The 18,058-nt window shown below is 57.2% G+C and carries 21 protein-coding genes; 8 read left to right on the plus strand and 13 right to left on the minus strand.

Annotated elements, in window-relative coordinates; genetic code table 11:
- Positions 1 to 74: 74 nt before the first annotated feature.
- A complete protein-coding gene (locus FDP08_RS06970) occupies positions 75 to 893 on the minus strand; it encodes a DUF2059 domain-containing protein (protein ID WP_137435267.1) in 819 nt (272 codons plus the stop codon).
- A gap of 123 nt (positions 894 to 1,016) precedes the next feature.
- On the opposite strand from FDP08_RS06970, the gene FDP08_RS06975 reads away from it, so the two are divergent.
- Positions 1,017 to 1,706 carry a transglycosylase SLT domain-containing protein gene (locus FDP08_RS06975; protein WP_137435268.1) on the plus strand — a complete coding sequence of 230 codons (690 nt, stop codon included), beginning with the start codon at positions 1,017 to 1,019 and terminating at the stop codon, positions 1,704 to 1,706.
- 7 nt (positions 1,707 to 1,713) lie between these two features.
- Here the strand turns inward: FDP08_RS06975 and FDP08_RS06980 are convergent, their stop codons facing one another.
- Positions 1,714 to 2,610 (minus strand): LysR family transcriptional regulator, encoded by an 897-nt coding sequence (locus FDP08_RS06980; protein WP_137435269.1) that lies wholly within the window; start codon positions 2,608 to 2,610, stop codon positions 1,714 to 1,716.
- A 128-nt stretch (positions 2,611 to 2,738) separates the two neighbouring features.
- Between FDP08_RS06980 and FDP08_RS06985 the strand changes: the two genes are divergently transcribed.
- On the plus strand, positions 2,739 to 2,936 hold the full coding sequence (locus tag FDP08_RS06985; protein ID WP_137435270.1) for a hypothetical protein: 198 nt from the start codon (positions 2,739 to 2,741) through the stop codon (positions 2,934 to 2,936).
- 82 nt (positions 2,937 to 3,018) lie between these two features.
- Here the strand turns inward: FDP08_RS06985 and FDP08_RS06990 are convergent, their stop codons facing one another.
- Positions 3,019 to 4,701, minus strand: coding sequence for an AMP-binding protein (locus tag FDP08_RS06990; protein WP_137435271.1), 1,683 nt, complete (start codon positions 4,699 to 4,701; stop codon positions 3,019 to 3,021).
- Between the two features lie 453 nt (positions 4,702 to 5,154).
- Here FDP08_RS06990 and FDP08_RS06995 point away from each other — a divergent pair, with 453 nt between their 5' ends.
- Positions 5,155 to 6,069 carry a glutathione S-transferase family protein gene (locus tag FDP08_RS06995; protein WP_137435272.1) on the plus strand — a complete coding sequence of 305 codons (915 nt, stop codon included), beginning with the start codon at positions 5,155 to 5,157 and terminating at the stop codon, positions 6,067 to 6,069.
- Positions 6,070 to 6,073: 4 nt separating this feature from the next.
- Here FDP08_RS06995 and FDP08_RS07000 read toward each other — a convergent pair whose 3' ends face one another.
- The 4 genes from FDP08_RS07000 to FDP08_RS07015 form a co-directional block, all read right to left on the minus strand.
- Positions 6,074 to 6,472 (minus strand): DUF5610 domain-containing protein, encoded by a 399-nt coding sequence (locus FDP08_RS07000; protein ID WP_137435273.1) that lies wholly within the window; start codon positions 6,470 to 6,472, stop codon positions 6,074 to 6,076.
- A gap of 231 nt (positions 6,473 to 6,703) precedes the next feature.
- Positions 6,704 to 7,330: a TPM domain-containing protein gene (locus FDP08_RS07005; RefSeq protein WP_137435274.1), complete on the minus strand. Its 627-nt coding sequence runs from the start codon at positions 7,328 to 7,330 to the stop codon at positions 6,704 to 6,706.
- Positions 7,331 to 7,392: 62 nt separating this feature from the next.
- The gene (locus FDP08_RS07010) at positions 7,393 to 8,136 is read right to left on the minus strand and encodes a TPM domain-containing protein (protein ID WP_137435275.1); all 744 of its coding nucleotides are present in this window, start codon (positions 8,134 to 8,136) and stop codon (positions 7,393 to 7,395) included.
- Entirely contained in the window at positions 8,136 to 8,744 is a 609-nt protein-coding gene (locus tag FDP08_RS07015) for a LemA family protein (protein WP_427901854.1), read from the minus strand. Before FDP08_RS07015 ends, FDP08_RS07010 begins: the two co-directional genes overlap by 1 nt.
- 205 nt (positions 8,745 to 8,949) lie before the next feature.
- Between FDP08_RS07015 and FDP08_RS07020 the strand changes: the two genes are divergently transcribed.
- Positions 8,950 to 9,234 (plus strand): YebG family protein, encoded by a 285-nt coding sequence (locus FDP08_RS07020; protein WP_137435277.1) that lies wholly within the window; start codon positions 8,950 to 8,952, stop codon positions 9,232 to 9,234.
- Between the two features lie 20 nt (positions 9,235 to 9,254).
- Here the strand turns inward: FDP08_RS07020 and FDP08_RS07025 are convergent, their stop codons facing one another.
- Positions 9,255 to 9,683, minus strand: a complete 429-nt coding sequence (locus tag FDP08_RS07025) for an Lrp/AsnC family transcriptional regulator (protein ID WP_137435278.1) — start codon at positions 9,681 to 9,683, stop codon at positions 9,255 to 9,257.
- A 140-nt stretch (positions 9,684 to 9,823) separates the two neighbouring features.
- Between FDP08_RS07025 and FDP08_RS07030 the strand changes: the two genes are divergently transcribed.
- Both FDP08_RS07030 and FDP08_RS07035 read left to right on the plus strand, forming a co-directional pair.
- The gene (locus tag FDP08_RS07030; protein WP_137435279.1) at positions 9,824 to 10,948 is read left to right on the plus strand and encodes an arginine N-succinyltransferase; all 1,125 of its coding nucleotides are present in this window, start codon (positions 9,824 to 9,826) and stop codon (positions 10,946 to 10,948) included.
- Positions 10,935 to 11,741, plus strand: coding sequence for a DUF1338 domain-containing protein (locus tag FDP08_RS07035; RefSeq protein WP_137435280.1), 807 nt, complete (start codon positions 10,935 to 10,937; stop codon positions 11,739 to 11,741). The genes FDP08_RS07030 and FDP08_RS07035 overlap by 14 nt, the downstream gene beginning before the upstream one ends.
- Before the next feature lie 15 nt (positions 11,742 to 11,756).
- On the opposite strand, the gene FDP08_RS07040 is transcribed toward FDP08_RS07035, so the two are convergent.
- The gene (locus FDP08_RS07040) at positions 11,757 to 12,632 is read right to left on the minus strand and encodes a diacylglycerol/lipid kinase family protein (RefSeq protein ID WP_137435281.1); all 876 of its coding nucleotides are present in this window, start codon (positions 12,630 to 12,632) and stop codon (positions 11,757 to 11,759) included.
- A gap of 166 nt (positions 12,633 to 12,798) precedes the next feature.
- Between FDP08_RS07040 and FDP08_RS07045 the strand changes: the two genes are divergently transcribed.
- Positions 12,799 to 13,584 (plus strand): ZIP family metal transporter, encoded by a 786-nt coding sequence (locus FDP08_RS07045; protein ID WP_137435282.1) that lies wholly within the window; start codon positions 12,799 to 12,801, stop codon positions 13,582 to 13,584.
- On the opposite strand, the gene FDP08_RS07050 is transcribed toward FDP08_RS07045, so the two are convergent.
- Positions 13,581 to 14,369, minus strand: a complete 789-nt coding sequence (locus FDP08_RS07050; RefSeq protein ID WP_137435283.1) for a TSUP family transporter — start codon at positions 14,367 to 14,369, stop codon at positions 13,581 to 13,583. The two genes, FDP08_RS07045 and FDP08_RS07050, sit on opposite strands and share 4 nt — an antisense overlap.
- A 239-nt stretch (positions 14,370 to 14,608) precedes the next feature.
- On the opposite strand from FDP08_RS07050, the gene FDP08_RS07055 reads away from it, so the two are divergent.
- Positions 14,609 to 15,274 (plus strand): AbiTii domain-containing protein, encoded by a 666-nt coding sequence (locus FDP08_RS07055; RefSeq protein WP_137435284.1) that lies wholly within the window; start codon positions 14,609 to 14,611, stop codon positions 15,272 to 15,274.
- Positions 15,275 to 15,279: 5 nt separating this feature from the next.
- Here FDP08_RS07055 and FDP08_RS07060 read toward each other — a convergent pair whose 3' ends face one another.
- From FDP08_RS07060 to FDP08_RS07070, 3 genes are all read right to left on the minus strand, one after another.
- Positions 15,280 to 16,347, minus strand: a complete 1,068-nt coding sequence (locus tag FDP08_RS07060) for a peptidoglycan -binding protein (protein ID WP_137435285.1) — start codon at positions 16,345 to 16,347, stop codon at positions 15,280 to 15,282.
- Positions 16,348 to 16,359: 12 nt separating this feature from the next.
- A complete protein-coding gene (locus FDP08_RS07065; protein ID WP_137435286.1) occupies positions 16,360 to 17,082 on the minus strand; it encodes a MotA/TolQ/ExbB proton channel family protein in 723 nt (240 codons plus the stop codon).
- 109 nt (positions 17,083 to 17,191) lie between these two features.
- On the minus strand, positions 17,192 to 17,977 hold the full coding sequence (locus tag FDP08_RS07070) for a substrate-binding periplasmic protein (RefSeq protein WP_137435287.1): 786 nt from the start codon (positions 17,975 to 17,977) through the stop codon (positions 17,192 to 17,194).
- Positions 17,978 to 18,058 lie beyond the last annotated feature (81 nt).

Genomic DNA, 18,058 nt, shown 5'->3' on the forward strand with positions numbered 1-18,058 from the left:
GTCGTCTCCGGGCGGAGGAAAGGTTATTACTGGAGACTGGACCCAAACCGACTGATTTTCAAACCCTACGGGTTCTATTGCGGATTGAAAAACCGAGTCAACTGGCTGCCTACCGATTCCACGGGGTCGGTAATCGAGCGCTGAATACTGCTGGTGGCCACCCGGGTGAATGCTGAACCGGCGTCACTCTCGAGAAATTCAACATAGTCTTTCAATTCGGACGTGCTCAGCTCCTCATAGGTATAGAGGTAGCCGACGTAGACCTGTTGGGCAACCATGCCACGCAGCATGCCTCTCTGGCTTTCAATCTTCTGCTGCAGCTGTTCAAAAGTGGGGCCCTTGCTACCGTTGAAGGCAGCCATGGCCGAGGCCAGGCCCAACTGGACCGCTACGGTGGTGTCCACTGTGCTCTCGGTGGCCCGGGCCGCCCTGTCAAACCGTTCAAAAAGTTTCGCCCGCTCGCTGCCTTCGTATTTTTCCTGTAAGTCCGTGGCTGCGGCCTCCACTTTTTTCCACGCTGCCGGCCTGGACGCGGCAACCTCTGCCCGGGAAATCTTCTCTGCCAAAGGCGTTTCATACCAGGCAAGCACAGAGTTCAATTGCTGATCACTCAGGCCCTGATTCAGGTCCTCAACCACCTGGGCGCGAATCTGCGCAACACTGAACGCATTGCTGACAACATTGCTGATGGTGTTGGCGACGAACGGCTCTACCCGGCCGCTCTGCTTAAGACCCTCACGTACCCCCTGGCTCATCATTGCCGGATACTGGGCGATAATCTCGTCGATGGGAGACGCCCGTAGCACCGAGTCAGCCAATGGGCTGGCCGTAGCGGACGTACAGACCAGCATAAGAAAAAGTAAAGCCGGTTTAACTTGGGATAGTGCGCGCATGAACCTAGTATCCTGTGAAATCGGATGTTTGTTATGCCATGGCGCCGGCGCCCCCTGCAAGCAAACCGGGCCGACGTTAGATGACCATTTTGTAGTGTGGAGCAAGAGAGCCCTGAGTTGCCCATGAAGAAACGTCGTAACCGACTGAAAATCTGGAAGTCGCGGCTGCGCTGGTACGGTCTCCCCTCACTGGGCCTGGCCATCGCGATTGTGGCGACCCTGCGGTTCAGTCTGCTGGAACCCGACCCCCCGGCCAACACAGAGAACGTCTGTGAGATTTTCCGGGAACATCCGGTCTGGTATGACTACGCCAGCCGCTCGAAAGAGCGCTGGGGCACGCCCATCGCCACGCAACTGGCGTTCGTTTATTACGAGTCGTCGTTCCGCAGCCATGCCCGGCCGCCCCGTAGCCAGCTGTTGGGATTCATTCCCTGGACCCGGCCAACGTCTGCTTACGGTTACGCCCAGGCGCTGGACCCTGCCTGGGGCGAGTATCTGGATGCCAACGGCGACGGCTTATCGGTGGTGCGCACCAACATGAAACACGCACTGGACTTTGTGGGCTGGTACAACCACCTGACCAACCGTGACGTGGGCATTCCTCTTACCAGCCCGGAGAAACTCTACCTCGCCTACCACGAGGGCAGAACCGGGTATCAGCGACAAAGTTACCTTGCCAAGCCCGCAGTGATGTCACTGGCCGAGCGGGTACAGACCCGGGCTTTTCGCTACCATCGACAACTACAGACCTGCGAGGAAGAGTTTCAGTGCTGGCGCTTTTATCAGTTCTGGCCGTTTTGCGGTGACTGGTAGAGACGAGTCAGACCCCGTCTCCCTCCACTCGCGGTGACAGCTTTGCCAGCCTGGAGGTCAGGAACTCCATCACGATCCGGACCCGTGCCATTTGCTGGGTTTCGTGGTTAACCATCAGCCAGAGATCCACACCCTCGCCTTCCAGAGGTGGAGACAGCCGCTTCAGTTCCCGGGTGCCATCTCCCAGGTAACAGGGCAACGCGGCGAGACCGGCACCGGATCTAGCGAGGGCGTGCATGGCCTGCAGGCTGTTGCAACGAATAATGGAAGAGGCGTTTTTCAGGTGCTTGCGGTACCAGCGCCCGGTTGCCAGGTGACTGAAACTCTCATCGGGCAGAATCCAGAGTTGCTGGTCCGGCGCGTTCTCCAGGTCCATGTCAGGGTTGCGCTTGCAGTACCTTTCCGCCCCATAGATGGCCGACTCGATGGTACCGATACGCTCACCTTCCAGGGTGGCCTGGGGTTTATTGACCGGCCGCAGCGTCAGGTCAGCCTCGCGGTGGCTGAGATTGAGCACATCGTTATCAGTGAGCACTTCCAGCTCAATATCCGGGTATTCCAGCACCAGATCGGCAATCATCGGGCTGATCAATGCGTTAACCATAGTATCGGTAGCGGCGAGCCGGACTTTGCCCACGGGTGCCGAATCCTGCCCCACCAGCTGACGCTCGAGGTTTTCCATATCGCCGTTCAGCCTTTCAGCCGCGCGGAAGGCGGTTTCACCCACCGGTGTCAGCTGCAGTCCGTCACGATTGCGCTCAAAAAACTGCACGCCCAGCTGTTCTTCCATCTGGTCCAGACGACGAAGCACCGTGGTCTGGTGCACACCCAGTATGTCACCGGCTTTGGCGAGGGTTCCACCTATAGCCAGCGCATGTATATATCGAAGATAATCCCAGTCCATAGCTACTGCATATTTGCAACATGAGTACGGATTTTAACGTATTTAAGCTGCAAAAAAGAAGGCGTATAGTTCATTACATAGTCAGCTAACCAATATTTTTCAACCCACCATATAAGGAGGAAGGCGCTATGACTCAAGCACATATCGCAACCGTACACCCCATGCCATCCAGTGTCCTCCACAACAGTACTGAGGTCAGGCGCCAATACACCCGTGCAGCTGCAAGGCAGGCCGCACAGGTTATCAGCCGGAAGATGGGTTCCTGGAGAAAGAAGGCAGCAACCGCAACGCCGGAGATGCCCCAGATGATGCAGGGCGAGCACTAAGCGCCCCCTGTAAAGGAAGACAGACTTCATCAGCACCGGTGGCCCTGAACGCTCAGGCCCACCGGTGTTTTCGTTTGCAGGCTCAGAATTCCCAGATTACTTTCTGTTTCTTGCCGAACCACTCATCCATTTTGCGGTTGTAGTAGTCCTCGATCACGTTCCGCTTGATCTTCATGGTGGGGGTCAGCATGCCGTTTTCCATGGTCCAGGGTTCCTTCACGACGACCACAAAGGCCAGTTTTTCATGGCCCTCGCATTCCCTGTTTACCGCATCCAGCTCTGCCGCCAGCTCCTGCTGCAGCTCGTCCCGGCTGCCACCGGCTTCCAGTTCCTCACGCGCTTCTTCCGATAGCAGCACCATCAGGCATGGCTGAGGCTGATTGGCACCGGCCACACACACCACCTCCGCTTTCGGATGGTTGAAGCGGTTTTCGATAGGCACCGGTACCACGTACTTGCCCTTGGAGGTTTTGAACAGGTCCTTTACCCGGCCGGTAATTCTCAGGAAACCGTCCTTGTCGATTTCCCCCATATCACCGGTTTTCAGGAAGCCATCATCGGTGATGTCTTCGCGGGTCTTCTCCTCGTTCTTGTAATAGCCCAGCATCTGCCCGGGGCTTTTCACCTGAACTTCCTCACCCTCTGCCAGACGGTGTTCCACGCCCGGGTTGGTCACGCCCACGGTACCGGGCTTTGCCGCGCCCGGGCGGTTGGCATGGGAATAACCGAAGTTCTCAGACATGCCATACACTTCCAGCAACTCGAGGCCCAGGTTGCGATACCAGGCAATGATTTCACCGGACAGTGGCGCTGCACCGGTAAGAGCTGCTCGGCAATGGTCGAGCCCCAGTTGCTTGAGGACTTTCTTCTTCACCAACCGGTTAAGCAGCGGGATATTAAACAGCACTTTCTGTTTTTTGGGCGGCAACTTGGCATTGACGCCCAGATAGAATTTCATCCACAGCCGTGGCACTGAGAAGAACAGTGTCGGGCGGGCTCGCTGCAGGTCCTCCTGGAAGGTTTCCAGGGAATTGGCGAAATAGAGATGGAAGCCGTAATACAGCGACTGGGTTTCCACGGCGGCACGCTCCGCCACATGGGCAAGCGGCAGATAGGAGAGCATGCGTTCGTCCTGGGTGACCGGAAATATCTGCTGCAGGCCATCAGCCACGGAAATCATGGTGCGGAAACTGTGCATGACACCTTTCGGGCGCCCGGTACTGCCCGAGGTATAAACGATGGTCGCCAGGTCGTCGGGATCTGGCAGTTTCGGCTCCGCCGGCTCCTGGCTGGCAATGATGTCCAGCCATTTCGGGGTGTCGTCCCGGGGCGACATAGGCAGCGAGATAATCGGTAGGTCGTCAGGGATGTGGCCCTTGATGTCGTTCCAACCGTCGGCTTTGCCGTCCAGCTTACCCAGGAAAAGCAGCTTCGCCTCGCTGTGCTCAAGAACATAGGCCGCCGTATCGCCGTTCAACGTGGGGTACAGCGGAACTGAAACGTGCCCTGCGGCCCAGGTGGCCAGGTCACACAGGATCCAGTGCGCGCTGTTTTTACCCAGAATCGCAATATTGCTGCGCTCAGGAAGTTCCAGGGTCCCCATATGTGCCGCCATCCGGGAGACCTGGTCTGCCGCCTGCTTCCAGGTGATGTCTTCGGTGGTTCCATCCGGAAACGGCTGGGTCAGATAAACCTTATCGGGAGTCTGCTCCGCCCAATAGTAAAGGCAATGAAGGGAGGATTGCTTTGCGTTGTCTACCGCCATCGAAGGCTCCTTATTGTTATAATCCGGAATCACTTTATTTTTATCAGACTTAAGCGTAGCCAGGTAGATAGTACCTGTATTAGCCGTTTCCTCAAGCTCTCCCCATGCCAGGATCATCTCGCCGCCAAACGGGGCAAATGCGACACGCAGCACACTTTAATTCGTGACATCTGTCAATTATGGTCTAGAGTGACGAAGTTAGCGTAGAGAACAACAACAAAAAGGTCACTCTGGAGGTGCCTGTGAGAACAACAACCCGCTCATCATTGATTTTCCCCGCCTGGGCGCTTATCTGCGCGGGCGCAGTTGCATTCCTGTACTGTGCATCAGCGGGACTTCTGACCGCCTGAGTGGCCCACCCGGACAACCTCCAGGGCTTCCGCCAGGGTGGTATGCAGCGTACCCTCCTTTGTTTCGCCAGCTAATACTGTCTAAAAGGAAGGGTTACGCCCGATGCAAGATCTCATTCTGTTCCACTATCCCATGTCCCCCTTTTCCGAAAAGGTGCGGGTGATGCTGGGCTATGCCGGCCTTTCCTGGCAATCCGTTACCGTGAAGGAAATGCCACCCAGGCCAGTGCTTTCCATTCTCGCAGGCGGCTACCGAAAGGTTCCGGTGGCCCAGAATGGCGCTGATGTCTTTTGTGACAGCCGCGCCATTGCCGACGAGATCGCGCGCCTGAGCGGCAAGAAAGAACTGAGCCTGGCCGGTCAGCCGCAGGACGTCATCGATTTCGTGCGCACCACCGATCTGGAGGTATTCCTGGCCTGTGTGATTGCCGCCAGCGACGGCCGCATGCTGAAGAAGCTGGTCAGGGAAACATCGCTTTTCCACGCCTTCCGCTTCCTCAAAGACCGCATCAGCATGGGCAGAAAATCCCGGGTCAAGGCACTACGGGGCCCTCAGGCCAAGGAAAAAGTCATCTCCCATATCAGCATCATGGAATCCATGCTGAACGAAGACTTCCTGTTCGGGAGTACTCCCTGCATCGCGGATTTCTCGGCTTACCACGGCCTCTGGTTTGTGTGCGACCTGGCCGGAAAGCCATGGCTCCGGGACTTTCCGAAAGTAACTGCCTGGATGGAGCGGATGAGGGCCTTTGGCCATGGCAAATTCCGGGAAATCACCGCAGATCAGGCGCTGGACATCGCTCGCGATGCCATGCCACGGGCCATTGAATCCGCCGGTGTTGACCCGCTTGCCGGGAAGAACGTGGAAATTGCACCGGATGATTACGGGCGGGAGCCGGTCAGCGGCAAACTGGTGTATGCCGATAACCAGGCGCTGGTTCTGGGGCGCTCCCATAAGCGCGTGGGCCAGGTACATGTGCACTTCCCGCGCCAGGGATTTGCAGTAAAGCCTGCCTGATGTCTCAGGCCGGGCTGTTTTCCGATGAACCTGTATCCGGAGATTCATTTTTCAGATACCGGGATTCCAGCTCGGCGATCCCGCCCTGAATGCGACTGAAGCTGTCATAGATGTCGCTATTCAGCTTCCCGGTCATCATGCCAAGAGCCTCGATCTGCTCACGGGCTTCGGAGAAGCCCTGCTCAACGCCAAGGCGGGCAGCCGATATCAGGCCTGCCAGGCGATCAGAATCGGCGCCGGCACTGGCGTCTTTTTGCAGGCGTTGACGAACAAACTCCAGAACCCGGCTGGCGACATCTGCAGCTGTTGGAGGCTCAAAGCGATTCGGGGCGAAACCGGAGGCGTCTGAGCGAGATGTACCGAGCCGCTGCTCCAGCTGCTGCTCCAGTCTTTTACGCAGCACATTGATAGCATCTTCAGGCGTCCGGATGGGTGCCCTCTCCTGCCCCTTTACGGTTACGGGAACAGAATTTTCGCTGGAGGGCCGATTCCCCTGCGCGCCGGAACGACCAGATATGCCGGAGCCAGGATTACCAACAGGAGAAACCATATCATCTACCCTCACAATCAATAGGACAGGACATGGGATCCTCCCGCTGCCTGCCAATGGTTATCGGCAGACAGGCAGCGAGCATTAAGATCGTTTTGGTATTAACACCAGGTGATTAGGCAATTCGTTTTTCTCGTGTGTAGCCGGCACCTGCTCGCGGAGATGCTGCCCGCAGCTTTCAATGCACTCCAGGAAGCCTGCCAGGGTATCGCCACTGCGCACCCGGTCGGTAAAGGTTTTGACAATACCCTCCCAGACATCATCACCAACCTTTGAAGAGATCCCCTGGTCGACGAGAATTTCCACGTAGTGCTCGGCTTCCGATACGAAAATCAGCATGCCCACGCCGCCTTCAGTGTGATGCAGATTCTGTTCCAGGAACTGCCTCCGCGCCATATTGGAGGCCCGCCAGAACCGTACGGGGCGAGGAATCAGGTGGTGCCCCACCCCCGGAAACTGCAGCAACAGGCAGAGCACGATAAAGGTGGCCCACTGCACCACCAGCAACCAGTCGGCGCCGAGGGAACCGGTGAAATAATTGATGGTGCCAGGAATCAGTAGCGCAATGATTCCCGCCCAGAGCAGCGGTATGTAGGAGTAACTGTCGGAAGCATCCGCCAGCACCGTAACCAGTTCCGCGTCGGTTTCCCGCTCAACGTCAGAGATGGCCGAGGCCACCTGTTGTTGTTCCTTGTCTGTTAATAGCGTCATGTTTGTTCCGAGTTTGCTGAATCAGGGGGTTCCGTGTTTGTGCACCTTGTGACAGGGCATGGCTACCAGCCGCCGGACGCTCCACCGCCACCGAAGCCACCGCCTCCGCCGCCGAAGCCGCCACCTCCGAAACCGCCACCGCGACCACCGCCAAGCCCACCGAGAAGAGCGCCCGCCAGGATGGCACTACGGCCGCGCCGGCCGCTCGAGAAAAACACCACCAACACGATAATGAAAAACAGGATGCCGAGCGCAGGATGAGGTTTGTCCTGCTGCGCATCGGAACGCTGGCGCTCAGGTACCGCGAGGGGTTCTCCCCCCAGTACCTGGACCATGGCCGCTGCACCGTTAGCGATCCCGCTGGCAAAATCACCCTCCCTGAAGGCGGGGGTAATGATCTGGTTGATAATGGTGGCGGAGGTAGCGTCCGTAAGGCGGCCCTCCAGGCCGTAACCCACTTCGATACGGATTCGTCGCTCGTCTTCAGCAACAATCAGCAGGGCCCCGTTATCCTCGCCTTCCTGGCCAATCCCCCAATGCCGGCCCAGTTGATAGCCATAATCCTCGATGGGGTAGCCCTGCAGGTCGGGAAGAGTGACCACCACCACCTGCTCGGTGGTCGCCTGCTCATGGGCTTCCAGCATCTGAACAAGGTTGGCCTCTACCTGCTCCGGAAGCATGTTGGCCTGGTCCACGACCCGGCCCGTCAGTTCAGGAAAATCCGGAGTGGACTGGGCAACGGCGCTGGCCTGAACGATCAGACCCAGGACAACGAACACGGTTATCCGGCGCAACAGAACAGGCATCAGAATTCCACCTGGGGCGCGTCTTCCGCATTCGGGGCAGTTGCCTCGAAGTTGGCCCGCAATTCCATATCACTGTAAAGGAAGCTGTGCCACAGGCGGCCCGGGAAGGTGCGAATCTCGGTGTTATAGCGCTCGACCGCCTGGATAAAGTCCCGTCTGGCCACCGCAATGCGGTTCTCAGTACCTTCCAGTTGCGACTGCAGCGCCAGGAAGTTCTGGTTGGATTTCAGGTCAGGATACCGTTCAGACACCGCCATCAACCTGCTCAACGCGCTGCTCAGTTCGCCCTGTGCCTGCTGGAACTGCTGGAGCTTTTCAGGATTGTTGAGAATGCTCTCATCCACCTGGATCGACGTAGCCTTCGACCGGGCTTCAATGACCGCCGTCAGGGTTTCCCGCTCCTGTTCCGCAAAGCCCTTGACGGTCTCAACCAGGTTCGGGACGAGGTCGGCTCGCCGCTGGTACTGGTTTTCTACCTGCGACCAGGCCGCCTTGACCTGCTCGTCGTAGGTGGGGATATTGTTTATCCCACAGCCGGTCAACAACAGGGCCAGTAGTGCCATGGCCGCCAAACGGAATGTGAATCGGCCTGGCGTGGCCGTGCTCATATAGTGCATATCGTATCGTTTCCTTGATGATTAACGAGCTGATCGCCTGGAAGCCTAGAACACTAACATACTTCCGCCCCGGCATCTGCCGTTCCAGGGGCCCCGGGAAACACTGTATACATATACAGACCTGTTCGTTATACTCCCGGCGACTCAATGAACCCCACCAGACACGACAACGTGCGGGAACACACTGGAGAACATCATGGCCGTACAAGCGCTGTATTACTCGGAGAGGGACGGACTGGAGATGGCACTTAAAAACCCTGACACAATGCTTTTCTCGTCCAAAGCAGAAGCCGACGCCCGCGACAAGGTTCTGGAACTGGCTGAAGAGATTACCCAGTTTCTGCAAGCGAGGGTTGAAGGCATGGATGAAGCCATGGCCGAAAAGGCCGCACTGGCCATTGCCGAAGAGAAAGACCTGTTCGGCAAGGCGCTCAAGAAGCCCTCCTTGTTGAATGAGCAGGCGCAGCCGGATTCCGACTGACGTCCGCCAGCTCTCACCACTCAGCGGCGGAACCGTGTTTCCAGCACCACCGCTGAGTTGGTTCGCTCTACGCCTTCCAGATTGCCGATCTCATCAAGTACCGTACTGAGTTCCTCCAGCGACTGCGCCTGAACAATAGCGATCAGGTCATACTCGCCGCTGACCGAATACAACTGGGACACCTGGCTGATCTGCTCAAGGGCGGTGTTGGTGCGGGCTGTCAGCTTTTGATAGACCTTGATCGACACGTGCGCCTCTACCTGGTTGGCAGAGAACTCGCCACCGAGCAGCACTGAATAGCCACGGATGACACCGCCGGCTTCCAGCTTCGCTATACGGTTCTGCACCGTTGAGCGCGAGACATTCAGGGCCCGGGCCAGGTCAGAAATACTGGAACGGGCATTCTGGCGGAGCAGCAAAAGCAACTCCTGATCTTGCTTTCCAAGCATATTGCCAAACCTTTATGTCATTTTGTTTATATTATCTATCATTTTTGATATTTTGAAACTACAAACTGACATCCCGCTTCATCATACTGTCGTCATCAATCTTCACCAGCAAAGCGCCAGTAACAGATGAGGATGCCACGATGATTATTCGCCCGGTTGCCACCACGGATCTCCCGGCCTTGCAGCAAATAGCTGTGGAATCCGGCCCTGGCTTCACCTCACTGGTGGATGATCGTGATTTTCTGGCTCAAAAGGTCCACCGTTCCATGGCAAGTTTCGGCCGCATGGTGAATTCCCCTGGCGACGAAAGTTACCTGTTTGTACTGGAAGATCCGGATACCGGCGAAATCATGGGGACCACCGGCATCGAAGCCTCGGTAGGCACCCGACGCCCGCTTTACCACTATCACTGCAGCCAGGTGATGCACCACTCGCCTGAGCTGAACCTGCGTCGCAAGCTGGAAGTGCTGGACATGTGCAACCACTACACCGGCTGCAGTGAAATCTGCACACTTTTCCTGCGGCCGAAGTTCCGCCGCGCGCAAGCCGGCAAACTGCTCTCAAAAGTCCGTTTTCTGTTTATGGCGCAACACCCTCAACGGTTTGCAGAGATGGTCATTGCCGAAATGCGGGGCGTGTCGGATGAGAGGGGCCAGTCCCCGTTCTGGAACTGGCTGCGTGCGCATTTTGTGGATCTCGACTTCGACACCGTGACCCGCATGGTCGGTACCGGGGATAATGGCTTTATTGCCGATCTGATGCCCCGGCACCCACTCTATACCCACCTGATGGACGAGAGCGCCCGCGCGGTTATCGGACAGGTACACGACAAGACCCGCCCTGCCCTGAACATGCTTGAGGCCGAAGGCTTCCGCCATACCGGTTTCATTGATCCCTTCGATGGTGGCCCCACAGTTGAGGCAAAACTGACTGACATCCGGTCGGTGTCCGCCTCCGTTGGCTGCCGAATCCAGGTTGTTGATAAAGTGGAACCGGCACTGGAAAAATGGGCCTGCGGCGGCCAGGGACGGATACTGGCTGTAACCAATACCGGCACTGACCACTTCCGCGCCACCATCACCAGTGCCGCCAGGTATCTGCCCACGCGCAACCTGCTACAGGTGCCGGTAACACTGGCAAACGCGCTCCACCTGCGTAACCATGGGCAGGCCCGGTTCATGGAACTGACAACCGCCAGCACAGGCAGGCAGCCGACGGCTATTCCAATGTGCCAACAACAGGAGGCGCTCCATGCATACCGATAGAGACACACTGTTCGGTCGTCTTTGGGACAACTATTGCGAAGTGACTCCCTCCGCCGAAGATATTCACCGTTTACTGGATGACACCCAGGGCGGCGAAATCGTCAATGACCATATTGCCCTGCGCACCTACAACCTCGAAAAGGTGAACCTGGACAAACTGGCTGCGCACTTCCTGGCGCTGGGATACCAGGAGGGTGGCGAGTATCATTTCGAAGCCAAGAAACTCTACGCCAGACATTACGAACACCCGGACCCGTCCGCCCCCAAGGTGTTTATTTCCGAGTTGCTGGTCGAACAGTGTTCCGAGCCGTTACAGGCCATAGTCCGGAACCTGGTGAGCCAGATCGATCCGGAAGCTGTCACCGCCGACAATTTTCTGTATTCCGGCCGACACTGGGACATCGACTACCCCACCTACCAGACCCTGCTCGAAGAAAGTGAGTACGCCGCCTGGGTAGCCGCCTGGGGTTTCCGCGCCAACCATTTCACGGTGAGCATCAATGCCCTGAGCCGCTTCAGGACTGTGGCGGAGATCAACCAGGTGCTCAAGGACAAAGGCTATCGGGTGAACAACTCGGGAGGGGAAATCAAAGGATCACCGGAAGAACTGCTGGAACAGTCATCCACCATGGCAGACCGGGCGGAAGTACAGTTTTCTGACCAGGCAGTGGCCATTCCCAGTTGCTTCTACGAGTTTGCGCTCCGGTACCCGAAGCCTGATGGCCAGCTTTACAGCGGATTTGTCGCCGCCTCAGCGGACAAGATTTTTGAAAGCACCGACAGCCGGCGCTAGTGTTGCGTCCGGCTATTACTCCGTGGTGACCAGCTCTTCGCAGATCACCTTCAGGCAAGCGGGCCGACATTTTGCCGTCAGCGGCGTCTTCCCTGCGATTTCTCCGTCCATGGTGATGGTCTTGGGTGAACGGGTAACGATGCTCACTACGGGGCTCTTCAGCTGCACCACCGTTCTGCTTCGCTTCGGCGAACTCCGGCTCAGGCGAACCGTGAGAAAAGCCAGGAAAAGCTGGAACAATGAACGCGGGCGTACCGCAATCACATCCAATTGCCCGTCACTGGCCGAGGCCTCGGGAATCTCGCTTCCGCCGCCGAAAAAGGCTCCGGAGGAGACCGCGATGGTGAGCCAGCGCCCGGTGACCTTACCCTGCTCGGTCTCAATCACACCGTGGAACCCGCGGTAGGCGGCCAGCTTCTGCAACAGCGCCACACCATAACTGAAACGCCCTAGAAAACGCTTACGCTCCCCCGATGAGTCCCGCACTGCATGAGTTCCAAGGCCAATATGGGCAACGTTCAGAAACCTCCCCTGCTGGGCAACGGCAACGTCTACCAATTGCGTCTTCCCCGTCGCCACCAGATCACAGAGGCGCTGTGGATCCTCTGGAAGGCCCAGGTTGCGAGCGAAGTCATTGGCCGTGCCTGATGGAAGCACCGCAAGGGTCGCGCCGGATTCCAGGCAGACGCCCGCCGCCGCATTCACGGAACCGTCACCACCGGCTGCCAGCACAATGTCGGCGGTATCAATCTCGCTTGTCCAGGCTGTATCCTCGAGGCTGCAATCCCGGATACCGGAAATACCGGCAGCTTCCAGGTGCTCGCGCCAGAAATCCGGGCCACGACTGCCCTCTTCCCCTGCCTTGGGGTTTGCCATCAACCAGTAGACCATGACATTCCTTTGCTCCCTGAGCCAGTGTGCTTAAACGGACGTACACTGGTATCAGTTATACACCCAAAACGTGCCATCAACATGATGAGTGTTTAATCTGGCGGTAACACCCCGAACAAACCGCAGGCGGGCGCAAGCACGACAAGACAAGACAAAAGGGAGACCAATGCTGGAAGAAGTCAACGTAGTCTTGCTGGGAGCGACTGCCAGCCTTTTGGCAGGCCTGGGAACGGGGGTTGGTGCGCTGGGTGTCTTCCTGGTGAGAAAGCTCACCCCGCAACTGCAAGACGGCATGCTCAGCGCAGCCGCCGGCGTCATGCTGGCGGCATCATTCTTCTCGCTACTGCTGCCAGGAATCGAATACGGTGAAGAACTCACGGGGGAGACGTGGATTGCGGCACTGATGGTGATCGCCGGACTCCTCATGGGTGCGGGACTGCTTTTCAGCATTCACCAGCGACTGCCTCACGAGCATTTCACCCTTGGGCGAGAGGGGCCGGAGAGCGCGCGAATCCGCCGTATCTGGCTGTTTATTATTGCCATCGCCTTACACAATTTCCCCGAAGGCATGGCGGTAGGTGTGGGCTTTGCCGGAGGCGATATCGGCAACGGCACCGCTCTGGCGGTTGGCATCGGGCTACAGAATATTCCTGAAGGCCTGGCGGTGGCGGTGTCACTGCTGGCCATTGAGCACTCGCGGCTGAAATCCTTTGGCATTGCAGTCCTGACCGGCCTGCTGGAACCCATTGGCGGCCTTTTCGGCAGCGCCATGGTGTGGCTTGCCGAACCCATCATGCCCTGGACCCTGGGCTTCGCCGCCGGGGCGATGCTGTTTATCATCAGCGACGAAATTATCCCTGAAACCCATCGCGGCGAGTACAAGACCCTGGCGACGTTTTCCCTGCTGGGCGGATTCGTGGTGATGATGTTTCTCGACGCAACGCTGGGCTAAACCGGAAACAGCACCTTCATCATCCCGATACTGCTGACGATCAGCAGTACCACGCCAAGTACCCGGAAAAACACCGGTGTCTCCGCCCTCAGCATACGGTCATGGACATAGAGGCCAATCACATGGCCCACGGCAGCACAGGGCAATAGCCACAGGTGGTGGATCAACTGCAGGTCGATTCCAACCCAGATAAAGGCCGCCATTTTGATGACCACCAGTATGAACCAGAGCGCGAACAGGGTATCCCGTAACCGTTCCTTGGGCAGGTGTTGTGCCGCCACAGCAATAATCAGCGGTGCCCCTATCAGCGAAGTACCACTGACATACCCGCCAACCATCAGGAAAACGGTGTCTACGGCACGGCTGCCACTGCGAAAGGGCCGGTCGAGGATGTAGGAGACAGAATAAAGCGCCACGATGACAAAGATGATGGTGCTCATGACATCCGATGGCAGAGTGATAAGCCCAAACACACCGATCAGCTTGGGCACAATCATGATGGCCAGAATTCGCCAGAGGTAGTTCCAGTCCACCGTACCCGCCGATATCTTCCCCTCATCGTCCGTTCTTGACGACTTGCGGTTGTTCATCCAGATGGTGAGTGATGAAAACACCAGTAGATGCACAGCAATGATGGGCAGGAAAACCAGCGGCTCATCCAGTACCAGCAGCAGAAACGGCAACGACAACACCGCCCCGCCAAAACCTAGCCCGGACCGGACAAAGCCGCTCCAGACAAAGATCAGACCAATCAGGACATACTGGTACAACGCCAGTTCAGACATAGTGAGACTCAGGTTCCGGCAGGTAAGTTCGCGAATGCAAAGGTATAAGAGGATACCCGCCAGCCCCCCATTACTTCCAGTAACAAAGGGGCTACTTTTCTACAACGGAAGAAATGCCCGATAGCGCCTAATTTTTAATCAAAGGTTCCGGTGTTGTGCTGCCCGGAACTTCTGATAAAAACAACAACCGGGCGGGGGCAGCGACTCCTGCTTCTGCCCGTGGAGAAGGGAGAATAACGATGTCAGCAGCGGTTGAACACCTGGACGAAAAGCTTCAGGACAGCAGCGAGCTACTTGAAGAAATCATGCCCTCGGCCATCACCCTGGCCATGATGCTTCGTCAGCGAACCATGGCAGCCTGGATGCGGACCGAATTCGACGGTTATGGCGACCCCGCTGCACTACCCCCTTACCGACGTGATGTACCGGGTCATATTGTCGCCCGCTCTCCTCAGTACGGCTGGATTCCAGCGCCCGTCGACGACCAGCAGAAGCTGGATTTCGGACACCGGGATATGATGGAGGGCATCAAGTCCCTGGAGAAAACCTGCCTCAGCTGCAAGAAAGGTACGGGGCACCGCATTGTGTTCGACAAAGAGGAAATGGCGACACTGCAATCCCAGATCAATCTCAGTGCGGAACTGGCTATCACCATCAGCAGAGACAGCTACTGCAAAATGCTGCGGGTTCTGCGCAGTGCACTGTACCTGTGGTGCCAGGAGCTGATGGAAACAGGCATTGGCGGCGACCATAATTCGTACAGCCAGGACGAACGCAAGAAGGTGGCCCATCTGGATGACCCCGAGCGCTTCTGGCGCAAAGCTCTGGAAAGCAACGACGACCTGCCGGTTCCGGATGTCCGCGAGGCAGGCTTTTTCGAGCGGGTCTTCGGGCGAGCAGGCTGAACCTTTTACCGGTCGGTAAGCTTGATCTCGATACGGCGGTTCCGCTGCAACGCTTCTGCGGAATTGCCCTCGTCGACCGGGAAGAACTCACCGAATCCGGCCGCTACCATACGAGTCTGGGGCACGCCTTCCGAGGCAAGGTAACGCACCACTGCCACTGCCCTTGCAGTGGACAGCTCCCAGTTGGAGGGGAATTCTTCGGTATTGATCGGAATGCGGTCGGTATGGCCATCAATTCGCAGTATCCAGTCGATATCGTCCGGAATGGCAGAGGCGACATCCAGCAGCACCTCTGCCAGCTTGTCCAGCTCACGTTGCCCCTCTTCACCGAGGCTGGCTGAACCGGACGCAAAAAGCAGCTCGGAGGGCAGCAGGAAACGGTCACCGACAATACGGATGTTCTCGTTATCCTGCAGAATTTCCCGTAACCGGCCAAAGAACTCGGACTGGTAACGTTCCAGTTCATTGACCCGCTCTGCCAGCAAGGTATTCAGCCGTTTACCCACTTCTTCCAGTTCGGCCTGTTTCTCGGCAGTCAGGTCTTCCTGCAGCCGCAATGCGGCAGTAATGCGGCTCAACTGGTCCTGCAAGGCTGCGATCTGGTTCGACAGCTGCTGAATAAACGCGCGCTGGGAGGCGCTCAGCTTCTCTTCGTCCTCCAGCTCGGCCTCTGCGCCGGAAACCGCCCGCTGCAGATCCTCAACTTTCAGGGCCTGGGCCTCAGCATTGTATTGCTGCGCCAGCCGTTGCGCCCGCTCTTCTTCAATCTCTGCGCGAAGCTCGTCATTCAGGGCAAGGCTTTTACTGTAGCTGCTCTGCACCGTGGCCATCTCTTCTTCCAGAGCTGCTGTCTGCTCCTGCTCCAGTCCCAGAAGCCGGGAAATTTCCGCCAGCTGGGTATTCAGCCTGGCCAGTTCGGAGTCACGGTCCGACAGGGTCTGCGAGAGATAGAGCTGACTGACCACATAGATCAGCAACATGAAGATAATCAGCATCAACAATGCCGACAGGGCATCCACGTAACCGGGCCATACGTTGATGTTGCTGCGGGTGCGACGTCTGGAGCCGATCATGGCGCCTGCCTGCTATTGCGGTGCATCTTCAACCCGGTCCACCAGGTTGGTTACACCGGTCAGCCACTCTTCCAGGCCGTCGTAAAAACGGTTCTGGGCATGTCCTGCCTGGATATCCAGAAAGCCAAGGACGAGGGAGCCTCCCAGCCCCAGCAATGATGAGCTAAAAGCCGTACCCATGCCTTCCAGCGGCTTGAGAAGACCCGACTGGAGGCCGGCGAATACCTCGCCGAAATCTTCCTGCCCCATATCCAGGTTTACAATCACCTCTCCCACCGAGTTGATCGTACCGAGCAGGCCCCAGAAGGTACCCAGCAGGCCCAGAAAAATCAGCAGGCTAATGAAATATCGGGTAATTTCACGCTGCTCATCCATGCGACTGTGGATGGCATCCAGTACGGTGCGCAGCGACATGGTAGACAGCGAGAAGCGGTCCCGCTTGGAGTCGTCGTCAAGCTGGCGTGCCAGCGGTTTCAGCAACCGCGGCTCCTGCAACACGGAAAGCCCGGCATGACCGGTACGGAACTGCGCAACCCATCGCAGTTCCGGGAACAACACGAACACCTGACGGTAGGTAATGGCGATACCAATCAACAGAACACAGAGAATGAGCAGATTGAAGACCCAGTTCGCCATGAATGCGGTCTGCAGCGGCTTGTAAATCAGGGCACAAACCACCGCGACCACCGCCAGGAACAGCGTCATCCAGAAAAGGGTATGTTTAGGATTGCTCATTAATGCCACCGGTTTTATCAGGAAACACGTTAAAAACTAGCACAACCCCTGGCCCCCTGCTGAACTTAACCGGGTTCTGGCGGGTTACGTATTTGTTACCTGGCCAGCTTCAGGGCTGATAACGGCTGATAATGTCGTCCAGAGCTCCACTTTTGCGGGCCTCATCCAGCCCCCGCTGGAGATCCTCCACAATTCCGGGATCGGTCTGGTTGCTGACAGCCAGGTACATCGGCGTTTCCCGGAAGACCAGAACCGGTTGCAAGCCGGTAATGCCATGTTCTTCTTCCGCCACCAGTGGGCCCACCAACCCATCGGTTACCCACAGGTCGGCCTGACCCAATGTCAGCCTGCGCGGGTTCTGTTCACCAGACACGCTCATGATGACGTCAAACCCCTCACCGTCCAGGTAGTCCGACATCACATCACCCTTGTAGCCGGCAATTTTGTACTGTTTGGCATCGTCCAGGGCAGCGAGTTCAATGTCTGAGTCCGGTGCCGCGAACAGCGTCCACTTGATTGGCGCCAGCGGTCCCACCCACTGGAACTGGCCTTCCCGTTCATCCGTTCGAGCCGTGCAGAACAGGGCATGGTTCCCACGGCCCTGAACCCTATCGTAGGCAAGGCTCCAGTCACGCATCTTCATGACGTATTCGTAGTCAACGCGCTTCATCATCTCCTTGACCATATCCGTACAGATACCTGATATATCCCCGGCATTATGGGCAAAACCCTGGCCAGTGGTCGAAGCGTTATAGGGAGGGTAATTCTCGGTATAGATATAGAGCCTGTCGTCGGCGAGGGCTGTTGGCATCAGCGCCAGCAATAAGAGGCCCTGGGCCACACGTCTGATGAGTGTCAGGGGGGTTGGAACTCCGGAGCCTGATATGGCTGGCATTCTTGTATCCTCGTTGCAATAGGGCTTTGTCAGTTGTACATATATGCAAAAACTACATTCTGGCATTTAAGGCTAATTGCT

Origin of the sequence: Marinobacter panjinensis, assembly GCF_005298175.1 — a bacterium.
GTDB lineage: Bacteria > Pseudomonadota > Gammaproteobacteria > Pseudomonadales > Oleiphilaceae > Marinobacter > Marinobacter panjinensis.

Excerpts from the sequence above, each read along its gene's own strand:
- FDP08_RS06970 (WP_137435267.1), bottom strand. The coding sequence starts at position 893 with ATGCGCGCACTATCCCAAGTTAAACCGGCTTTACTTTTTCTTATGCTG.
- FDP08_RS06975 (WP_137435268.1), top strand. The coding sequence starts at position 1,017 with ATGAAGAAACGTCGTAACCGACTGAAAATCTGGAAGTCGCGGCTGCGC.
- FDP08_RS06980 (WP_137435269.1), bottom strand. The coding sequence starts at position 2,610 with ATGGACTGGGATTATCTTCGATATATACATGCGCTGGCTATAGGTGGA.
- FDP08_RS06985 (WP_137435270.1), top strand. The coding sequence starts at position 2,739 with ATGACTCAAGCACATATCGCAACCGTACACCCCATGCCATCCAGTGTC.
- FDP08_RS06990 (WP_137435271.1), bottom strand. The coding sequence starts at position 4,701 with ATGGCGGTAGACAACGCAAAGCAATCCTCCCTTCATTGCCTTTACTAT.
- FDP08_RS06995 (WP_137435272.1), top strand. The coding sequence starts at position 5,155 with ATGCAAGATCTCATTCTGTTCCACTATCCCATGTCCCCCTTTTCCGAA.
- FDP08_RS07005 (WP_137435274.1), bottom strand. The coding sequence starts at position 7,330 with ATGACGCTATTAACAGACAAGGAACAACAACAGGTGGCCTCGGCCATC.
- FDP08_RS07010 (WP_137435275.1), bottom strand. The coding sequence starts at position 8,136 with ATGCCTGTTCTGTTGCGCCGGATAACCGTGTTCGTTGTCCTGGGTCTG.
- FDP08_RS07015 (WP_427901854.1), bottom strand. The coding sequence starts at position 8,744 with ATGAGCACGGCCACGCCAGGCCGATTCACATTCCGTTTGGCGGCCATG.
- FDP08_RS07020 (WP_137435277.1), top strand. The coding sequence starts at position 8,950 with ATGGCCGTACAAGCGCTGTATTACTCGGAGAGGGACGGACTGGAGATG.
- FDP08_RS07025 (WP_137435278.1), bottom strand. The coding sequence starts at position 9,683 with ATGCTTGGAAAGCAAGATCAGGAGTTGCTTTTGCTGCTCCGCCAGAAT.
- FDP08_RS07030 (WP_137435279.1), top strand. The coding sequence starts at position 9,824 with ATGATTATTCGCCCGGTTGCCACCACGGATCTCCCGGCCTTGCAGCAA.
- FDP08_RS07035 (WP_137435280.1), top strand. The coding sequence starts at position 10,935 with ATGCATACCGATAGAGACACACTGTTCGGTCGTCTTTGGGACAACTAT.
- FDP08_RS07040 (WP_137435281.1), bottom strand. The coding sequence starts at position 12,632 with ATGGTCTACTGGTTGATGGCAAACCCCAAGGCAGGGGAAGAGGGCAGT.
- FDP08_RS07045 (WP_137435282.1), top strand. The coding sequence starts at position 12,799 with ATGCTGGAAGAAGTCAACGTAGTCTTGCTGGGAGCGACTGCCAGCCTT.
- FDP08_RS07050 (WP_137435283.1), bottom strand. The coding sequence starts at position 14,369 with ATGTCTGAACTGGCGTTGTACCAGTATGTCCTGATTGGTCTGATCTTT.
- FDP08_RS07055 (WP_137435284.1), top strand. The coding sequence starts at position 14,609 with ATGTCAGCAGCGGTTGAACACCTGGACGAAAAGCTTCAGGACAGCAGC.
- FDP08_RS07060 (WP_137435285.1), bottom strand. The coding sequence starts at position 16,347 with ATGATCGGCTCCAGACGTCGCACCCGCAGCAACATCAACGTATGGCCC.
- FDP08_RS07065 (WP_137435286.1), bottom strand. The coding sequence starts at position 17,082 with ATGAGCAATCCTAAACATACCCTTTTCTGGATGACGCTGTTCCTGGCG.
- FDP08_RS07070 (WP_137435287.1), bottom strand. The coding sequence starts at position 17,977 with ATGCCAGCCATATCAGGCTCCGGAGTTCCAACCCCCCTGACACTCATC.